This window comes from Kitasatospora sp. NPDC048194 (assembly GCF_043202455.1).
Lineage (GTDB): Bacteria > Actinomycetota > Actinomycetes > Streptomycetales > Streptomycetaceae > Kitasatospora.
Genome location: NZ_JBIDAK010000027.1, coordinates 55,522 through 72,272, shown reverse-complemented (window position 1 = coordinate 72,272; position 16,751 = coordinate 55,522). Strand labels below are relative to the sequence as shown.

The following is a 16,751-nucleotide window of genomic DNA, read 5'->3' as shown; positions in this document are numbered from 1 at the left end:
GGCTGCTCGTGCCGGGCGCGGTCGCGGCGCTGACGGCACTGGCGCTGGTCGGGTGCAGCAGCACGTCCTCCTCGTCCTCCTCCACCGCCGCCTCCCCCTCGGCCGGCTCCGCGACCGCGGCCTCCGGCTCCCAGTCGGGCGGCGGGAACCAGCTGCAGCAGGACTACCAGACGGTGATCGCCAACGTGCTGCCCTCGGTGGTGCAGATCACCACCGGGGAGAGCCTCGGCTCCGGGATCGTCTACGACGACAAGGGCGACATCGTCACCAACGCCCACGTCGTCGGCTCGGCGAGCACCTTCACCGTCACCCTCGCCAACTCCACCAAGTCCCTGGACGCCACGCTGGTCGGCAGCTACCCCGACTCCGACCTCGCGGTGATCAAGCTCAGCAGCCCGCCGAGCGGCCTCAAGCCGGCCGCCTTCGGCGACTCGAGCAAGGTCGAAATCGGTCAGATCACCCTCGCCATGGGCAGCCCGCTGGGCCTGTCCAGCAGCGTCACCCAGGGCATCGTCTCGGCGACCGGGCGGACCGTCACCGAACCGCAGGGCGGCGGCTCCCCGGGCGCCACCATCGGCAACATGGTGCAGACCTCCGCCGCGATCAACCCCGGTAACAGCGGTGGCGCGCTGGTCAACCTGAGCAGCCAGGTGATCGGCATCAACACCCTCGCGGCGACCGAGCCGCAGGCGGGCGGCGCGGCCGCCCCCGGCATCGGCTTCGCGATCCCGGCGTCGACCATCACCAACATCGCGGACCAGCTGATCAAGCAGGGCAAGGTCACCAACTCCGGCCGGGCCGCACTCGGCATCACCGCCCGGACGAGCTTCAACCAGCAGTTCCAGCCGTCCGGCGCGGCGATCGTCACGGTCACCCCGGGCGGCGCGGCCGCCGCCGCGGGGCTGCAGCCCGGCGACGTCATCACCAAGATCGGCGACACCCCGGTCGACTCGCTGAACGCGCTCACCACCGCGCTCGCCTCGCTCACCCCGGGCAGCAAGGTCACCGTCACCTACGTCAGGGACGGCAACACCCAGACCGCCGAGGTCACCCTCGGCACCCTGGACACCACCCCGTAGGGCCCGTCCGCCGACGCCGGCGGGGTCCGCGGACGGACGCCGGCGTTCCCCGGCACCGCCCCTGCCCGACGCCGTCCCCTTCCCCCTCCGACGCCGCCCCTGCCCGACGCCGTCCCCTTCCCCCTCCGACGCCGCCGCTGCCCGACGCCGTCTCCTCTCCGGCGCCGTCTCCTCCCCGATGCCCCGATGCCCCGATGCCCCGGTGCGCCGCCGGGCCCGCCCACCGCGCAAGGGTGCTGCGGGCCGGCCGCCGCGCCGGACCCGCGCCGGGGCCCCGTCCACTGCCTCGACGGGGCCCCGGCGCTTCGTCCGTCCCGCCCCGGGGCGGTCAGCGACGGGCGGTGCGGGTGCGCCAGGGCAGCTCGACGGTCACGGTGGTGGGGCCGCCCTCCGGGCTGTCCACCAGGAACACCCCGTCCACCGCCCGGATCCGCTCCGCCAGCCCGGCCAGGCCGCTGCCCGGGTACGGGGCGGCGCCGCCCTTGCCGTCGTCCTGGACCAGCACCATCAGCTGGCCGTCCGAGCGCCAGACCTCGACCGAGGCCGTCCGGGCACCCGCGTGCTTGGAGACATTGGTCAGCAACTCGCTGACCGTGAAGTAGGCGATGCCCTCGACCGCGGAGTCCGGGCGCTCGGGCTCGCCGTCCTTCCCGGCCAGGTCGACGTTCACCCGGACGCCGCCGGGGACGGTGCAGCGGGCCGCCACCGCGGACAGCGCCGCGTCCAGTCCGCGGTCGGTGAGCACTGCCGGGTGGATGCCCCGGGCCAGGTCGCGCAGCTCCTGCAGGGCCAGCTTCACCTCGCCGTGCGCGTTGTCGACCATCCGGGCGGCGGCCGCCATGTCCTCCTCGGACTCCACCTCGCGCAGCCGCTCCTTGGCCATGCCGAGGTCCATCGCCAGCGCGACCAGCCGGGCCTGGGCGCCGTCGTGCAGGTCCCGCTCGATCCGGCGCAGGTCCGCGGCGGCGGTGTCGACCACGGTGCCGCGGTCGTCCTCCAGCTCGCGCACCCGCTCGGCCAGCGCGCCCGGGAAGAGCAGCGCCTCGACCAGCATCCGGTCGACCGCCGCCATCGCGCGCACCACCCAGGGCAGCACCGGCCACAGCACCACGACCGACACCAGGGACAGCGTGAAGCTGAGGATGCCCCACGGCAGCATCAGCACGTTGTAGAGCGCGGAACGCCAGTTCAGCAGGTCGGTGACGTGGGCGATGGTGAAGCCGACCGCCCCCGGGCGGCGCGGCCGCACCGGCTCGGGGTCGTCGATCGCCGAGCCGTACGCCGCCCGTGCGCGGCGCCGGCCCAGCCCGCCCAGGGTGCGGGAGGCGGCCAGCCCGCCGGCCAGCAGCGGCAGGCCGACCACGGTGACCGACAGCCCCAGGCCGATCGAGAGCGTGGCGACCGCCAGGACGAAGCCGGCGATGCCGAGCGGCAGGTTGAGCATCAGCCGCCCGACCTGGTGCCACATCCGCGCGCCGTACAGCGGCGGGTGTTCCATCCGGCGGTACTGCTCCTCGATGGCAGCCCGGGCGCGGTGGTGCAGCGGCTTCATCGGATCATCCGTCCCTGTCGGTCGAGCTGGTGGACCAAGCTTCCCGAAAGGGGGACGGGCGGTGCCATGGGGGTGATACATCTTCCCGGGCGGGGGTTATCCCCACCCCCCGCCCCGGCTCCCGGCCGCGCGCCGTGGTGTCCACCAGCTGTCTTGCGGAGCGGGCGGGGTTCGGAGGCAGCGGAGCCGTCCCCTTAGACTCACGCATTGGCCGGGGTTAAGAGCGTGCGAGGAAAGTCGTAGAACTGTCTTGAGGACGGTTTCACGGCCGAGGTGGAGGCGAAGGCATGGAGGGGCAGCAGGTGGCTGCCGTCGCGGCCGACCCGGCGGTCGGCAGCGGCTACTTCGACGCGTACGCCGCGATGGGCCTGCTGGCCGTCATCGGCGTGCTCTTCGTCGCCGTGGCGTTCACCGCCAACCGCCTGCTGCGGCCGGTGGTCTACTCACCCGAGAAGCTCCTCGCCTACGAGTGCGGCGTGGACCCGGTGGGCGAGGACTGGGCGCACACCCAGGTCCGGTACTACGTGTACGCCTTCCTGTACGTGATCTTCGCGGTCGACGCGATCTACCTGTTCCCGTGGGCGACGGTCTTCGCCAGTGCCGGGTACGGCGCCGGAACGCTGATCGAGATGTTCCTCTTCATCGGGTTCCTCGCGGTCGGGCTGCTCTACGCCTGGAAGAAGGGCGTTCTGGAATGGACGTGACGCACACCCACTCGCACGGCGGCCAGGGCGGTCCCGTTCCGCTCGGCCTGCCGGACCCGTCCCGTCCCGGCGCCGTGGAGCGCCGCGGCCTCGGCCCGCTGGCACGGCTCGCGCCCGACCCCGTCAAGGTCGTGCTCAACTGGGGCCGCCGCTACAGCCTCTGGTGCTTCAACTTCGGCCTCGCCTGCTGCGCGATCGAGTTCATCGCCGCGTCGATGGCCAAGCACGACTTCATCCGGATGGGGGTCATCCCCTTCGCGCCCGGCCCCCGCCAGGCCGACCTGATGATCGTCTCCGGCACCGTCACCGACAAGATGGCCCCCGCCGTCAAGCGCCTCTACGAGCAGATGCCCGAGCCGAAGTACGTCATCTCCTTCGGCGCCTGCTCCAACTCCGGCGGCCCGTACTGGGACTCCTACTCGGTGACCAAGGGCGTGGACCAGATCATCCCGGTGGACGTCTACGTGCCCGGCTGCCCGCCCCGGCCCGAGGCGCTGCTCCAGGGCATCCTCAAGCTGCAGGAGAAGATCGCGGCCGAGTCCCTGCCCGGCCGCTACACCGCGCCTCCGGCGGCGCTGCGGCGTCCGCTGGTCGCCGGGCCGGGTTCGCCGGAAGGGGGAGCCTCGTGACGTCCGCCGAGCAGTACGCGGCGTCGGTCGGGGAGTGGGCGACCGGCGCCGAGGCGTACGGGCTGATCACCGTCGACGTCCCGGCCGAGCGCTGGATCGAGGCGCTCACCAACGCCCGGGACGTCCTGGGCCTGGCCTTCTTCGACTGGCTGAGCGCCGTCGACGAGCTCGCCGACGGCTTCTCCGTGGTCGCGCACCTGGCCGCCGTCGAGGCGCCGGGCGTGCGCCACCTCGCGCTGCGCACCCGGGTGCCGCGCGACGGGGCCGCGCTGCCCAGTGCCGTCGCGGTGTACGCGGGCGCCGCCTGGCACGAGCGCGAGACCCACGAGATGTTCGGCATCGACTTCCCCGGGCACCCCCACCTGGTCACCCTGCTGCTGCCGGACGGCTTCGAGGGGCACCCGCTGCGCAAGGAGTTCGTGCTCGCGGCGCGGGTCGCCAAGGACTGGCCGGGCGCCAAGGAGCCGGGCGAGTCGGACCACGGCGGCGGCCCGGCCCGGCGCAAGATGCAGCCGGCCGGTGTGCCGGACCCGAACGAGTGGGGGCCGCTCAAGGGCACCCTGCCGCCGGTCGCCGAGCGGCCGGCGCGCGGTGCGCGGGCGGCGGGCGCTGCGGGGCGGACGCCCCGGGCGGCTGCGGCCGGTGCTTCGGCTTCGGCCGGTGCTGCGGCCGGTGCCGGTGCCGAGGGCGGGCCCGCCGTTCGGGCGGACCGGCCGCGACGGACGCGGTCGGTGTCCGAGGGGTCGGCGAGTCAGGCGGGTGCCGCGACCCCGGCGGTCGCCGAGGCCCCGGCTGCCCCGGCCGCCGCTCCCGCCGAGGGCGCGCCGCCGGTGCGGGCGGACCGGCCGCGACGGACCCGCTCGGTGTCCGAGGGGTCGGTCAGCCAGGCGCCCACCGAGGCCGCCGGGTCCTCCGAGGCCGCCGAGGCCTCCGAGGTCGCCGGGTCCACCGGGTCCGCCGCCGAATCCGCGGCCCGGCCCAAGGCCCCCGCCCGGCCCCGGTCCTCCGACGCCCCCTGGCACAACCCGGTGCCCGCCCACGACGAGCAGCCGTCGGGCGAGCAGCCGGAGGAGCCGAAGGAGCCGAGGGGACCGGAGGCAGCAGACGACCAGGGCGACCAGGGCGCACAGCGGGACGGGACCTCGGCCGGAACGGCCGACCAGGACGGAGACGGCGCGTGAACCTGCTCGACACGGTGCTCCGCTGCGTCGCCACCCTCGTCGTCTTCCTGCTCTTCCCGCTGGTCATCGGCCAGACGGAGCACAAGGTCATGGCGCACATGCAGGGCCGGCTCGGCCCGATGTACGCGGGCGGCTTCCACGGCTGGGCGCAGCTCGTCGCCGACGGCGTGAAGTTCGCCCAGAAGGAGGACATCGTCCCGGCCGGGGCGGACCGCCGGATCTTCCAGCTGGCGCCCGCCGTCTCGCTGCTGCCGTACCTGTTCGTGCTGCTGGCGATCCCGGTCGGCCCGAACGGGTTCGTCGGCCAGGCGATCGACGCCGGACTGTTCTTCGTGCTCGCCGTGATGGGCGTCGGAGTGATCGGCAAGCTGATGGCCGGTTGGGCCTCGGCGAACAAGTTCTCGCTGCTCGGCGGTCTGCGGACGGCCGCGCAGCTGATGTCCTACGAGCTGCCGATGGTGCTGGCGGCGGCCTCGGTGGCGATGGCCGCCGGCACGCTGTCGCTGCCCGGGATCCTGGACGCCTGGCAGTGGTACTGGCTGCCCTGGCAGCTCATCGGCGCCTTCGTGTTCTTCACGGCCGGTCTGGCCGAGCTCCAGCGGCCGCCGTTCGACATGCCGGTCGCCGACTCGGAGATCATCTTCGGCGCGTACACCGAGTACACCGGGCTGCGCTTCGCGCTGTTCCTGCTGTCCGAGTACGTGGGCATCCTGGTGGTGTCCGCGCTGACGGCGGTGCTCTTCCTGGGCGGCTGGCACGGGCCGATGGCGGACCAGCTCGGCTGGCTCTGGATGCTGCTCAAGACCTTCGCGCTGGCCTTCGTGGTCATCTGGCTGCGGGTCACCTACCCGCGTCTGCGCGAGGACCAGCTGATGCGCTTCGCCTGGGTGGGGCTGATCCCGCTCGCGCTCGTGCAACTGGCCCTCACCGGCATCATCAAGGTGGCGATCTCATGAGTTTTCCCGGTGTCGGCCTGGCCAAGGGGCTGGCCGTGACGCTGCGGACGATGACCAGGAAGAGCGTCACCGCGCAGTACCCCGACGTCCAGCCGGTGCTGCCGCCGCGTTCGCGCGGTGTCATCGCGCTGCTGGAGGAGAACTGCACGGTGTGCATGCTCTGCGCGCGGGAGTGCCCGGACTGGTGCATCTACATCGACTCCCACAAGGAGACGCTGCCGGCCGCCGAGCCGAACGCCCGGGCCCGTACCCGCAACGTCCTGGACCGCTTCGCCATCGACTTCTCGCTCTGCATGTACTGCGGGATCTGCATCGAGGTGTGCCCCTTCGACGCGCTGTTCTGGTCTCCGGAGTTCGAGTACGCGGAGACGGACATCCTCGAACTGACCCACGAGCGGGAGAAGCTCCGCGAGTGGATGTGGACCGTCCCGGCACCGCCGGCCCTGGACCCGGGGGCCGAGGAGCCGAAGGAGATCGCCGCCGCGCGCAAGGCCGCCGACAAGCTGGCGGCTGCGGCCACTGCCGCCGCCGCTGCCGAGGCGGCCCCGGAGGAGAAGGGTGACGACGCATGACCGCCGCTGCCACGCTCCTCGCGGCGACCGGCTCGCTGGAGCCGGCCGCCCGTTCGTTCCTGTCCCCGACCGGTCAGGAGATCGTCTTCCTGCTGGTCGGCATCGCGGTGCTCGGCTCGGCCGTCGTCGCCGTCACCACCCGGCAGCTGGTGCACGCCGCGCTCTGGCTGGTGGTCGCGCTCGGCGGGCTGGCGGTGGAGTTCCTGCTGCTCACGGCCGAGTTCATCGCCTGGGTGCAGGTGCTGATCTACCTGGGCTCGGTGGTCGTCCTGGTGCTGTTCGGACTGATGCTCACCAAGGCGCCGATCGGCCGCTCGCCGGACGCCGACTCCAAGAACCGCTGGGTCGCCCTGGTGGTGGCGCTGGCCTCGGCCGGGACGCTCGTCACGCTGGTCGTCGACGCCTTCCGGACCTCCTGGATCGACCTCGGTCAGGGCGGCGGCTCCGCCTCCGTCACCGGGGCCAGCCTGTTCCGGCACTGGGTCCTGCCCTTCGAGGCGCTGTCCGTGCTGCTGCTGGCGGCGCTCGTCGGTGCGATCGTGCTGTCGCGCGGCTCGGGGCGGCGGGTGCCGGCGCCCCGGGCGGGCCGGGTGCGCGCCGGACGGCCGGTCGGGTCCAACGGGACGGTCGCCGCGACCGCGCCGCGCACCGCTCCGGGGGGCGACGCGCCTGGGGCCGGCACGCCGGGGGCTGCCGCTCGGGAGGGCGCCGCTCCGCCCGCGTCCGCTGCGTCGGAGGAGAGCTGATGCACCTCGCCTACCCCGTCGTCCTCGCCGCGCTGCTGTTCAGCGTCGGCGTGTACGGCGTGCTCGCCCGGCGCAACGCCGTCCTGGTGCTGATGTCCGTCGAGCTGATGCTCAACGCCGTCAACCTCAACCTGGTCGCCTTCGACGCCTGGCTGCGCGACTCGCTGCACGCCGGGCAGGCGCTCACCCTGTTCACCATCACCGTCGCCGCCGCCGAGATCGGACTGGGGCTCGCCATCGTCCTGCTGCTGTTCCGGGCCCGGGGCACCGCGGACATCGACCGGGCCACCGCGCTCGGCGACCCGGCCGAGACGCTCCCGGTCGAGGAGGCGCCGAACCGAGCCGAGGCGCTGAAGGGCCAGAACGCCGCATGAACCTCGCCCTGCCCGCCCTCGTCCCCGCGCTGCCGGCGCTGGGCGCCGCCGCGACCCTGGCCGCCGGTAGGAAGGCGCCCGGGCTGGCCCGGCCGCTGGCGATCGTCCCGGTCGCCGTCTCGGCCGTGCTCGCCGTGGTCGTCGCCCTCCAGCTCGGCACCGGACAGGCCCTGGACGCCGCCACCCGGCTCACCCCCACCGGCGGACCGGACGTCGCGCTCGCCCTCCACCTGGACGGCTTCAGCTCGCTGATCTCCGTGCTGGTCGGCGTGGTCGCCACCTGCGTCCAGGTCTACTCGACCGCCTACCTGAAGTCGGACCCGCGCTACCCCTCGTACGCGGCGCTGGTCTCGCTGTTCACCGCGGCGATGTTCCTGGTGGTCTACTCGGGCGACCTGATCGTGCTGCTGGTCGGCTGGGAGGTCATGGGCGTCTGCTCGTACTTCCTGATCGGCCACCACTGGGAGACGGCGGACGCCCGCTCCGCCTCGCTCAAGGCCTTCCTGGTCACCAAGCTCGGCGACGTCCCCTTCCTGTTCGGGATCTTCCTGCTCGGCGCGGACGCCGGCAGCTTCCGGATCCCGGACGTGCTGGCGGCCGCGGGCGAGGGACGGCTCGGCCACCCCACGCTGACCGCCCTGCTGCTGCTCGCCGGCGTGGCCGGGAAGAGCGCGCAGTTCCCGCTGCACACCTGGCTCCCGGACGCGATGGCCGGTCCGACGCCGGTCTCCGCGCTGATCCACGCGGCCACCATGGTCGCGGCCGGCATCTACCTGGTCGCCCGGCTGCTGCCGGTGTTCCTGCTGTCAGGTGCGGCGCTGGTCGTGCTCGCGGTGATGGCCGCCGTGACGATGATCGGCTCGGCGCTCTGCGCCCTCGCCCAGGACGACCTGAAACGGGTGCTCGCCTACTCCACCGTCGGCCAGCTCGGTTACATGGCCGGTGCGCTGGCCAGCGGCGACCGCGAGGCCTCGGTGTTCCACCTGGTCAGCCACGGCGCGTTCAAGGCGCTGCTGTTCCTGGCCGCCGGTGTGGTGATCCACGCCGCGCACACCAACTCGCTGTCCGCGATGTCCCGGATCCCGGGGCTGCGCAAGCGGGTGCCGGACGCCTACTGGACGATGGGCATCGCGCTGGTCGCCCTGGCCGGGCTGCCGCCGTTCTCCGGCTTCTTCAGCAAGGAGGCGGTGCTGACCGCCGCCGAGCACGCCGCCAAGGGCGAGGCGCTGACCAACGGGCTCGGCCCGGCCTCCGCGGTGCCGGAGGCGGCCGGGTGGATCGTGCTGATCTCGGCCGGGCTCACCGCGCTGCTGACCGGCGCGTACGCGACCCGGCTGTTCCTGGTCGCCTTCCACAGCCCGGCCGGCGCCGCGACGGCGGCGCCGGAGGTGCTGCCCGCCGCCGACCGCGCCACCGTGGTGGCCGACCACGAGGCCGACGCGCCGTACTCGCCCGAGCTGGACGAGGCCGACCCGGCCACCGCCGAACCGCCCGCGATGCGCTGGCCGCTCTGGGTGCTGGCCGTGCCGACCATGGGCTTCGGCGTCGCCGGGCTGCGCTCGGACTGGCTGCCCGCGCTCCTGGACGGCGGCTCGCTGCGGCCCACCGGGGTCACCGCGGTGACCGGCACCGGGCTCGCCGTGGTCGGTGTGCTCGCGGCCTACGGGGCCTGGCGCTCGACCACCGCGCGGGCAGCCGCCGGCCGGCCGGCTCCCGCCCCGGTGGGCCGGGTGCCCGAGCAGGCCGGAGCCCCGGCCGTCGAGGTGATCACCGCCGACCCGGGCCGCACCCTGCTCGGCCCGCTGTTCGGCCCGGCCCGGCACGGCTTCGGCGTGGACCGGCTGTACCACGCGCTGTTCGTCCGCCCGGTGGCCGCCGCCGCCCAGCTGGTGCGCTTCCTCGACCGCGAGGTCGTGGAGGGCTACGTGCAGGGCAGCGGGATCGGTGCCAACCTGCTCGGCCGGGCCGTCCGGCTCGCGCAGACCGGCAACGCGCAGACCTACCTCAGCGCCCTGCTCGCCGGTGTCGTCCTGCTGGCCGTCCTGGTGGCGGTGTAACCGGTGCCGATCTCCTCCACCTCCGCCGTCCGTACCTCCGCCGTCCGTACCTCCGCCTCCGGTATCTCCGCCGTCCGTACCTCCGCTTCCGATACCTCCGCCTCCCGTACCTCCGCCTTCGGCACCGCCCCTAGGAGCACCCGATGAACGCGGTCCTCATCGCCCTCCTGGTGCTGCCCCTGCTCGGCGCCGCGGTCACCCTGGCCCCGGTGTTCGGACCGGACCGGGCCGTCGCGGACCGGCGGGCGCTGCGGTTGAACACCGTCGTCACCGGCGCGGTGTTCCTGCTCGCCGTCGCCCTCGCGGCCGGCTTCGACCACGACCACCCGGCCCGGATGCAGGCCACCACCGACCTGTCCTGGATCCCGGCCCTGCACGTGCGCTTCCACCTGGGCGTGGACGGCGTCTCGCTGCCGCTGATCGTGCTGACCGCACTGCTCACCTTCCTCTGCGCGCTGTACTCGGAGAAGCGGCTGCCGGGCGGGCAGACCCGGGACGGAGCCCCCGGAGCCCCTGGAGCCCCCGACGGGTCCCGTCCCTCCGCCCAGGCCTTCGCCGGGCTGTTCCTGCTGCTCGAGGTCGGCATGCTCGCCACCTTCGCGGTGCTGGACCTCCTGCTCTTCTTCCTGGCCTTCGAGATCGTGCTGATCCCGATGTACTTCCTGATCGCCCGCTGGGGGAGCGGCGCGAAGGTCCCGGCCGCCAACCGGTTCATCCTCTACACGCTGCTCGGCTCGGCCGTGATGCTGCTCGGCTTCCTGCTGGTCGGCAGCAAGGCCGGCACCTTCGACATGCAGGCCCTGGCCGCCGCGCACGGCAGCGGACTGAGCCACACCACCCAGGTGATCGCCGCGCTGGCGATCCTGGTCGGGCTCGCGGTCAAGGCCCCCGCCTGGCCGCTGCACAGCTGGCTCCCCGACGCGCACACCGCCGCCCCGACGGTGGGCTCGGTGCTGCTCGCCGGTGTGCTGCTGAAGATGGGTACGTACGGTCTGGTCCGCGTCCTCCTCCCGATCGTGCCGGGCGGCACCGCGACGCTCGCCCCCTACCTGGGCGCCTTCGCGGCCGTCGGCATCGTCTACGGCTCGCTGGCCTGTCTGGCGCTCGCCCGCCCCGGATCCAAGGGCGACCTCAAGCGCCTGATCGCGTACTCCTCCGTCGGTCACATGGGTTTCGTGCTGCTCGGCATCGCCTCCCTCACCCCGGTGGGCGTCAACGGCGCACTGTTCGCCAACATCGCCCACGGTCTGATCACCGGCCTGCTGTTCTTCGTCGTCGGCGCGCTCAAGGACCGCTACGGCACGGCCGACCTCGACACCCTCTCCGGCACCACCGGCGCGGCCCTCTACGGCCGGGCGCCGCGGATCGGCGCGCTGCTCGCCTTCGCCGCCGTCGCCAGCCTCGGCCTGCCCGGCCTGGCCGGCTTCTGGGGCGAGGTGCTCGCGATGTTCGGCGCCTTCCACCCCGCCGACGGCCTGTCACGCCCCGCCTTCGTCACCTACATGGTCCTGGCCGGCCTCGGCACCCTCCTCACCGCCGCGTACCTGCTGATCGTGGTCAAGCGCGTCTGCATGGGGGATCCCCGGCAGGCCGCGCCGGTCGCCGAGCTGGCCGACCTGCGCCCGTACGAGGCCGTCAGCTGGACGCCACTGGCCGCGCTCACCCTGCTCGCCGGCCTCTGGCCCGCGCTCCTGCTCAGCCTGTCCGACCCCGCCGTCAAGCACCTCCTCGGGGGTGGCTGACCGTGCTCGCAGCCCAGACCGCCGCACTCGGACCTCACTCCACGGGGCAGCACACTGTGACCTCCCTCGCCGTAGCCAACCCGGGCAGCCTGATCCAGTCCGTGGACTGGGTGGCGATCGCGCCCCCGCTGATCGCCGCCGTGGCCGCCCTCGCCGTGCTGGTCGCCGACCTGTTCCTGCCCGAACGGCACAAGAAGTGGCTCGGCCGCCTCACCGCCGCCGGACTCGCCCTCGCCCTCATCGCGCTCCTTCCCCTGACCGGGGGATCACCCCGGGCGACCTTCTGCCTGCAGAACATAACAGCGACCACTGACAATCCGGTCCCCGGCGGCTGCTCGTACGTCGCCGACCACTTCGCGCTGGTGTTCCAGCTGATCGCCCTCGGCGGCGCGCTGATCGCGGCGCTGCTGTCGGCACACACCGTCGAGGACGAGCGGCTGCCCCGCGGCGAGTACTGGTTCCTGCTGCTCTCCAGCGCCACCGGCGCCGCCCTGCTGCCGGCCTCCCGCGACCTCGCCACCATGGTGATCGCCCTGGAGGTCGCCTCGCTGCCCGCCTTCGCGCTGGTCGCGCTGCGCCGGGACGGCCGCGGCGCGGAGGCCGCGCTCAAGTTCTTCGTCTCCTCGGTGACCGCGACGGCCGTCATGCTGCTCGGCATCGGCTTCGTCTACGCGGCGAGCGGCAGCCTGCACCTGGGCGCCGTCGCCCAGGGCCTGGAGCACGCGCCCGGCCAGCTCAAGCCGCTGGCCGAGGCGGGGGCGGTGCTGACGCTGGTCGGCTTCGCCTTCAAGGTCGCCGCCGTCCCGTTCCACTTCTGGGTGCCCGACACCTACACCGGTGCGCCGCTGCCGGTGGCGGGCTACCTCTCGGTGGTCGGCAAGGCGGCCGGCCTGTCCGGCCTCGCGCTCGCCACCACCCTCGCCTTCCGCCCGTACGCCCACACCTGGGGCCTGGCGCTCGCCGTGCTCGCCGCCGCCACCATGACGGTCGGCAACGTCGGCGCGCTGCGGCAGCGCTTCGACACCCGGTACAGCGCGGTGCGGCTGCTCGCCTGGTCCTCGGTCGGCCAGGCCGGGTACCTGCTGGTGCCGCTGGCCGCGGCCGGCTACGCGCCCACGGGCGCCGACCCGCTCGGAGCCACCGCCGCCTACGCACTGATCTACGGCGTGGTGAACCTCGGCGCCTTCGCGGTGGTCGCCGCCGTCGGCCGCCGGGCCGGGGCCAGCGTGGACGACTTCCGCGGCCTGTTCGCCCGCAACCGCTGGACGGCGCTGGCGCTGGCGTTCTTCCTGCTCTGCCTGGCCGGGCTGCCGCCGGGTGTGATCGGCCTGTTCGGCAAGGTCGTGGTGTTCCGCGCCGCGGTGGACGCCGGGCTGGGCTGGCTGGCCGTGGTCATGGCCGTCAACGTGGTCGTCGCCCTGTACTACTACCTGCTCTGGACGGCCCGGCTGTTCGCCCCGGCGGACGCCGCCCGGGCGGAGACCGAGGGCGGCGCCCCGCGTCGACTGCCCCTCACTCTCGGCGCCACACTGGGGCTGACCGCCTCGGCGGCCGTCGTGCTCTCGGTCGCGCCGCAGCTGGTCCTCCAGGTGGCCGGTGGCACCCTGTTCTGAGCCTGGGCGAAGTTCTGAGCCCGGGCTAGACCCGGCCGGCGGTGCGGGCCGGCTCCCGGCTGCCGGCCGGCTCCCCGGCGGTCGTGCGGACCCCAACCGGGCAAGTGCGGCAGGGCCCGGGCGGGTGTCACGTCGGTCACAAGGGAACAAGGTCCCGTGCCCCACCCGTTGAGCGGGCAAGAGGGACGAGGCAGAAAGGGCTTCCCCACCGCACCACTGGAGGGCCTGACGTGCACAGCCGGCACAACGGACTGAGGACCGCCGTCCTGCTCGGAGGCCTTTCGGCACTGATCCTGGTGATCGGCTCCTTCTTCGGCCGGACCGGCTTCGTGATCGCCCTCCTGGTCGCCCTCGGGACCAACGCGTACGCCTACTGGAACAGCGACAAGCTCGCGCTGCGGGCCATGCGCGCCCGGCCGGTCAGCGAGTTCGAGGCGCCCGGGCTGTACCGGATCGTGCGCGAGCTCTCCACCAGCGCCCGCCAGCCGATGCCCCGGCTCTACATCTCCCCGACACCGGCCCCGAACGCCTTCGCCGCCGGCCGCAACCCGCGCAACGCGGCGGTCTGCTGCACCGAGGGCATCCTGCAGATCCTGGACGAGCGCGAGCTGCGGGGCGTGCTCGGGCACGAGCTGAGCCACGTCTACAACCGGGACATCCTGATCTCCTCGGTCGCCGGGGCGCTGGCCTCCGTGGTGATGTTCCTGGTGAACTTCGCCTGGCTGATCCCCTTCGGGAGGGACGACGACGAGGACGGCCCCGGACTGTTCGGGATGCTCGCGATCATGATCCTCGGCCCGCTCGCCGCCGGGCTGATCCAGCTGGCGGTCAGCCGGTCCCGCGAGTACCAGGCCGACGCCGACGGAGCCCGCATCACCGGTGACCCGCTCGCCCTGGCCAGCGCCCTCCGCAAGCTCGACGCCGGCACCCGCCGGCTGCCCCTCCCGCCCGAGCCCCAGCTGCAGACCGCCAGCCACATGATGATCGCCAGCCCGTTCCGCCCGGGCGAGGCCGGCGCCCGGCTGTTCTCCACCCACCCGCCGATGACCGAGCGGATCGCCCGACTGGAGCGGATGGCGGGCTACCGCGGCTGAGGGCCCGGCGGGCGCTCGGGCCCGGCCCGGCGTCACGTGCACGGCACGGTCGGCCGGACAGGGCTTCAGCCCGCGAGCCCCTCGTACGCCGTCCGCAGCCGGTGGACCCCCTCCGCCACCGCCGCCGGGCTGTCGGCGGCGGCGTAGCTGAGGCGCAGGTGGGGGGCCGGGGGCTCGGCGGCGTGGTACGGGCGACCGGGCGTGACCTGGACGCCGCTGCGCACCGCGGCGGCGGCCAGGGCGGTGTCGTCGGTGCCGTCCGGGAAGCGCAGCCAGAGGTGGTAGCCGCCGGGGCGGTGGTCGCCGAGCACGCCGGGGAGCTCGCGGTGGAGCGCGGCGACGGCGGCGGTGCGGCGGTCGCGCAGTTCGGCGCCGAGGGTGCGCAGGTGGCGGGCCCAGGCCGGGTCGGAGACCAGCTCGAGGGTCGCCTCCTGGAGCGGCCGGGGCACGAAGAAGCTGTCCACCACCTGGGTGGCCCGCAGCCGGGCGAGCGCGGGGCCGCGGGCGGTGAGGGCGCCGACCCGCAGGTTGGGGGAGGCGGCCTTGGTCAGGGAGCGCAGGTGCACCACGACGCCGTCCCGGTCGTCGGCGGCCAGCGGGCGCGGCAGCGCCGGAGCGTCCGCGTGGACCAGCAGCCGGGCGAAGTCGTCCTCGACCACGAAGGCGCCGGCCGCCCGGGCGATCCGCAGCACCTCCGTCCGGCGCTCGGGGGAGAGCACCGCGCCGGTCGGGTTCTGGAACAGCGGCTGGCAGACGAACACCCGCGCCCGGGTGGTCTCGAAGGCGTCGGCCAGCAGGTCCGTCCGCACGCCGTCCGCGTCGATCGGGACGGGCACCGGCCGCAGCCCGGCTGCCCGGACCACGGCGAGGATGCCCGAGTACGTCGGCGACTCGACCAGCACCGGGGAGCCGGGCGCGGCCAGCGAACGCATCGCCACGGTCAGGCCGCCCTGCCCGCCGGAGGTGATCAGGACGTCCCCCGCGCCGATCGGCCCGGCCGGGCCGCCGATGTCACGGGCGAACCAGCCGCGCAGTTCGGTGAGGCCGTCGGTGGGCGGCCGGTCCCAGGCGCCCGGGCGGCGCCCGGCCCGGGCCAGGGCGCCCGCGAGCAGCCGCTCGGGCAGCATCGAGGCGTGCGGGTAGCCGCTGTTGAGGTCGATGACGTCCGGCGGCGGCACCCGGAGGGTGGCGAAGACGGGCGCGGCCAGCAGGTCCCGCGGGTCGCGGTCGGCGCTGAGGGCGATCTGCTGCCAGGAGAGGTCACCCGGCCGGGCGGCCGGGGCCGCCCTGCCCACCGGGGCCGCGGCGAAGGCCGCCGCCCGGAACACCCCCGCGCCGGGTCGGGAGACCACCAGTCCCTCGGCCACCAGCACGGCGATGGCCCGGGAGACCGTCACCGGGCTGACCTGGTGGCGCTCCACCAGCACCCGGCTGGAGGGCAACTTCCGCCCTTCCGGATAGCGCTCCACCTCCCGCCGCAGACTTTCGGCGAGTTCGGTGACGCTGCTACGCTCGTTCATGACGGCACAAGATAGCGCTACCCTGCCCCGGGCGATAGCACCTCAGCACGGCACCGCCCCCGGCACCGCCCTCGCCGCCCTCGGGGTGGCCTCCTTCTCGCTCAGCTTCCCCGCCACCGCGTGGTCCCTGACCGGCTTCGGCCCGTGGACCTCGACCGGACTGCGCGGCGCCCTGGCCGGCCTGCTGGCCGTGCTCTACCTGCTGGCCACCGCCGCGCCGCTGCCGACCCGCCGCCAGTGGCCCGGCCTGCTGGCCGTCTCCGGCGGCTGCGTGCTCGGCTTCCCGCTGCTGACCACGCTCGCCCTGCGGACCTCCTCGACCGCCCACTCGGCGGTGGTCATCGGCGTCCTGCCGCTGGCCACCGCGGTGGTCGCCGCACTGCGCACCGGGCGCCGGCCGTCCCGGGCGTTCTGGGCGGCGGCGCTGGCCGGGGCGGCGGCCGTGCTCGCCTTCACCCTGCTGCAGAGCCACGGCCGACCGACCGTCGCCGACCTCTACCTGTTCGTCGGCGTGGTGGTCTGTGCGGCCGGCTACGCGGAGGGCGGCCGGCTCTCCCGGGACATGCCGGGCGCGCGGGTGATCGCCTGGGCGGTGGTGGCCGCACTGCCCGCGATGGTGCTGACCTCGGCGTTCGGTCTGGCCACCGAGCCGCTGCGGGTGGGGGCGAAGGCGCTGGTCGGACTGGCGTACATCGCCGCGGTCTCGCAGTTCGGCGGGTTCGTGCTCTGGTACCGGGGGATGGCCGGGATCGGTGTGCCGAGGGCCAGTCAGCTGCAGCTCGCCCAACCGCTGCTGACCCTGGTCTGGTCGGTGCTGCTGCTGGGCGAGGACCTGCCCGCGGCCGCACCGGTCACGGCGGTGGTCGTGCTGGTCTGCATCGCGGTGACCCAACGGGCCCGGGCGTGACGGCCCGGCGGAGCCGCCCCGAACC

15 protein-coding genes are annotated in these 16,751 nt (G+C 74.2%); 13 read left to right on the top strand and 2 right to left on the bottom strand.

Annotation, left to right across the window (positions count from 1 at the left end; all coding sequences use genetic code 11):
• The first annotated feature begins 2 nt into the window (after positions 1-2).
• Positions 3-1,079 (top strand): trypsin-like peptidase domain-containing protein, encoded by a 1,077-nt coding sequence (locus ACGF07_RS27200; RefSeq protein WP_350748057.1) that lies wholly within the window; start codon positions 3-5, stop codon positions 1,077-1,079.
• A 328-nt stretch (positions 1,080-1,407) separates the two neighbouring features.
• Here ACGF07_RS27200 and ACGF07_RS27195 read toward each other — a convergent pair whose 3' ends face one another.
• The gene (locus ACGF07_RS27195; RefSeq protein ID WP_392902881.1) at positions 1,408-2,577 is read right to left on the bottom strand and encodes a sensor histidine kinase; all 1,170 of its coding nucleotides are present in this window, start codon (positions 2,575-2,577) and stop codon (positions 1,408-1,410) included.
• A 341-nt stretch (positions 2,578-2,918) separates the two neighbouring features.
• Here ACGF07_RS27195 and ACGF07_RS27190 point away from each other — a divergent pair, with 341 nt between their 5' ends.
• From ACGF07_RS27190 to htpX, 11 genes are all read left to right on the top strand, one after another.
• On the top strand, positions 2,919-3,335 hold the full coding sequence (locus tag ACGF07_RS27190) for an NADH-quinone oxidoreductase subunit A (RefSeq protein ID WP_350744253.1): 417 nt from the start codon (positions 2,919-2,921) through the stop codon (positions 3,333-3,335).
• Positions 3,326-3,964, top strand: coding sequence for an NADH-quinone oxidoreductase subunit B family protein (locus ACGF07_RS27185; RefSeq protein WP_350744254.1), 639 nt, complete (start codon positions 3,326-3,328; stop codon positions 3,962-3,964). Before ACGF07_RS27190 ends, ACGF07_RS27185 begins: the two co-directional genes overlap by 10 nt.
• Positions 3,961-5,145, top strand: a complete 1,185-nt coding sequence (locus ACGF07_RS27180; protein WP_392902836.1) for an NADH-quinone oxidoreductase subunit C — start codon at positions 3,961-3,963, stop codon at positions 5,143-5,145. The genes ACGF07_RS27185 and ACGF07_RS27180 overlap by 4 nt, the downstream gene beginning before the upstream one ends.
• Entirely contained in the window at positions 5,142-6,101 is a 960-nt protein-coding gene (gene nuoH, locus ACGF07_RS27175; RefSeq protein ID WP_392902834.1) for an NADH-quinone oxidoreductase subunit NuoH, read from the top strand. The genes ACGF07_RS27180 and nuoH overlap by 4 nt, the downstream gene beginning before the upstream one ends.
• Positions 6,098-6,673 carry an NADH-quinone oxidoreductase subunit I gene (locus tag ACGF07_RS27170; protein WP_350744256.1) on the top strand — a complete coding sequence of 192 codons (576 nt, stop codon included), beginning with the start codon at positions 6,098-6,100 and terminating at the stop codon, positions 6,671-6,673. Before nuoH ends, ACGF07_RS27170 begins: the two co-directional genes overlap by 4 nt.
• Complete coding sequence (locus ACGF07_RS27165; RefSeq protein WP_350744257.1) at positions 6,670-7,419, top strand: NADH-quinone oxidoreductase subunit J; 750 nt, start codon at positions 6,670-6,672, stop codon at positions 7,417-7,419. Before ACGF07_RS27170 ends, ACGF07_RS27165 begins: the two co-directional genes overlap by 4 nt.
• Positions 7,419-7,793, top strand: a complete 375-nt coding sequence (gene nuoK / locus ACGF07_RS27160) for an NADH-quinone oxidoreductase subunit NuoK (RefSeq protein WP_392902830.1) — start codon at positions 7,419-7,421, stop codon at positions 7,791-7,793. The genes ACGF07_RS27165 and nuoK overlap by 1 nt, the downstream gene beginning before the upstream one ends.
• Positions 7,790-9,850 (top strand): NADH-quinone oxidoreductase subunit L, encoded by a 2,061-nt coding sequence (locus ACGF07_RS27155; RefSeq protein ID WP_392902827.1) that lies wholly within the window; start codon positions 7,790-7,792, stop codon positions 9,848-9,850. Before nuoK ends, ACGF07_RS27155 begins: the two co-directional genes overlap by 4 nt.
• A 143-nt stretch (positions 9,851-9,993) precedes the next feature.
• Complete coding sequence (locus ACGF07_RS27150) at positions 9,994-11,592, top strand: NuoM family protein (protein ID WP_392902825.1); 1,599 nt, start codon at positions 9,994-9,996, stop codon at positions 11,590-11,592.
• 56 nt (positions 11,593-11,648) lie between these two features.
• On the top strand, positions 11,649-13,205 hold the full coding sequence (locus tag ACGF07_RS27145) for an NADH-quinone oxidoreductase subunit N (protein WP_392902822.1): 1,557 nt from the start codon (positions 11,649-11,651) through the stop codon (positions 13,203-13,205).
• Positions 13,206-13,435: 230 nt separating this feature from the next.
• Entirely contained in the window at positions 13,436-14,299 is an 864-nt protein-coding gene (gene htpX / locus ACGF07_RS27140) for a zinc metalloprotease HtpX (RefSeq protein ID WP_392902819.1), read from the top strand.
• 65 nt (positions 14,300-14,364) lie between these two features.
• Here the strand turns inward: htpX and ACGF07_RS27135 are convergent, their stop codons facing one another.
• Positions 14,365-15,819 carry a PLP-dependent aminotransferase family protein gene (locus ACGF07_RS27135; RefSeq protein ID WP_392902816.1) on the bottom strand — a complete coding sequence of 485 codons (1,455 nt, stop codon included), beginning with the start codon at positions 15,817-15,819 and terminating at the stop codon, positions 14,365-14,367.
• Here ACGF07_RS27135 and ACGF07_RS27130 point away from each other — a divergent pair.
• A complete protein-coding gene (locus ACGF07_RS27130) occupies positions 15,818-16,726 on the top strand; it encodes a DMT family transporter (protein WP_350744264.1) in 909 nt (302 codons plus the stop codon). The two genes, ACGF07_RS27135 and ACGF07_RS27130, sit on opposite strands and share 2 nt — an antisense overlap.
• Positions 16,727-16,751 lie beyond the last annotated feature (25 nt).

Bases quoted from the DNA above. Each gene is read 5' to 3' on its own strand.
- ACGF07_RS27195 (WP_392902881.1), bottom strand. From the start codon at position 2,577: ATGGAACACCCGCCGCTGTACGGCGCGCGGATGTGGCACCAGGTCGGG.
- ACGF07_RS27190 (WP_350744253.1), top strand. From the start codon at position 2,919: ATGGAGGGGCAGCAGGTGGCTGCCGTCGCGGCCGACCCGGCGGTCGGC.
- ACGF07_RS27185 (WP_350744254.1), top strand. From the start codon at position 3,326: ATGGACGTGACGCACACCCACTCGCACGGCGGCCAGGGCGGTCCCGTT.
- ACGF07_RS27170 (WP_350744256.1), top strand. From the start codon at position 6,098: ATGAGTTTTCCCGGTGTCGGCCTGGCCAAGGGGCTGGCCGTGACGCTG.
- ACGF07_RS27165 (WP_350744257.1), top strand. From the start codon at position 6,670: ATGACCGCCGCTGCCACGCTCCTCGCGGCGACCGGCTCGCTGGAGCCG.
- nuoK (WP_392902830.1), top strand. From the start codon at position 7,419: ATGCACCTCGCCTACCCCGTCGTCCTCGCCGCGCTGCTGTTCAGCGTC.
- ACGF07_RS27155 (WP_392902827.1), top strand. From the start codon at position 7,790: ATGAACCTCGCCCTGCCCGCCCTCGTCCCCGCGCTGCCGGCGCTGGGC.
- ACGF07_RS27150 (WP_392902825.1), top strand. From the start codon at position 9,994: ATGAACGCGGTCCTCATCGCCCTCCTGGTGCTGCCCCTGCTCGGCGCC.
- ACGF07_RS27130 (WP_350744264.1), top strand. From the start codon at position 15,818: ATGACGGCACAAGATAGCGCTACCCTGCCCCGGGCGATAGCACCTCAG.
- ACGF07_RS27135 (WP_392902816.1), bottom strand. From the start codon at position 15,819: ATGAACGAGCGTAGCAGCGTCACCGAACTCGCCGAAAGTCTGCGGCGG.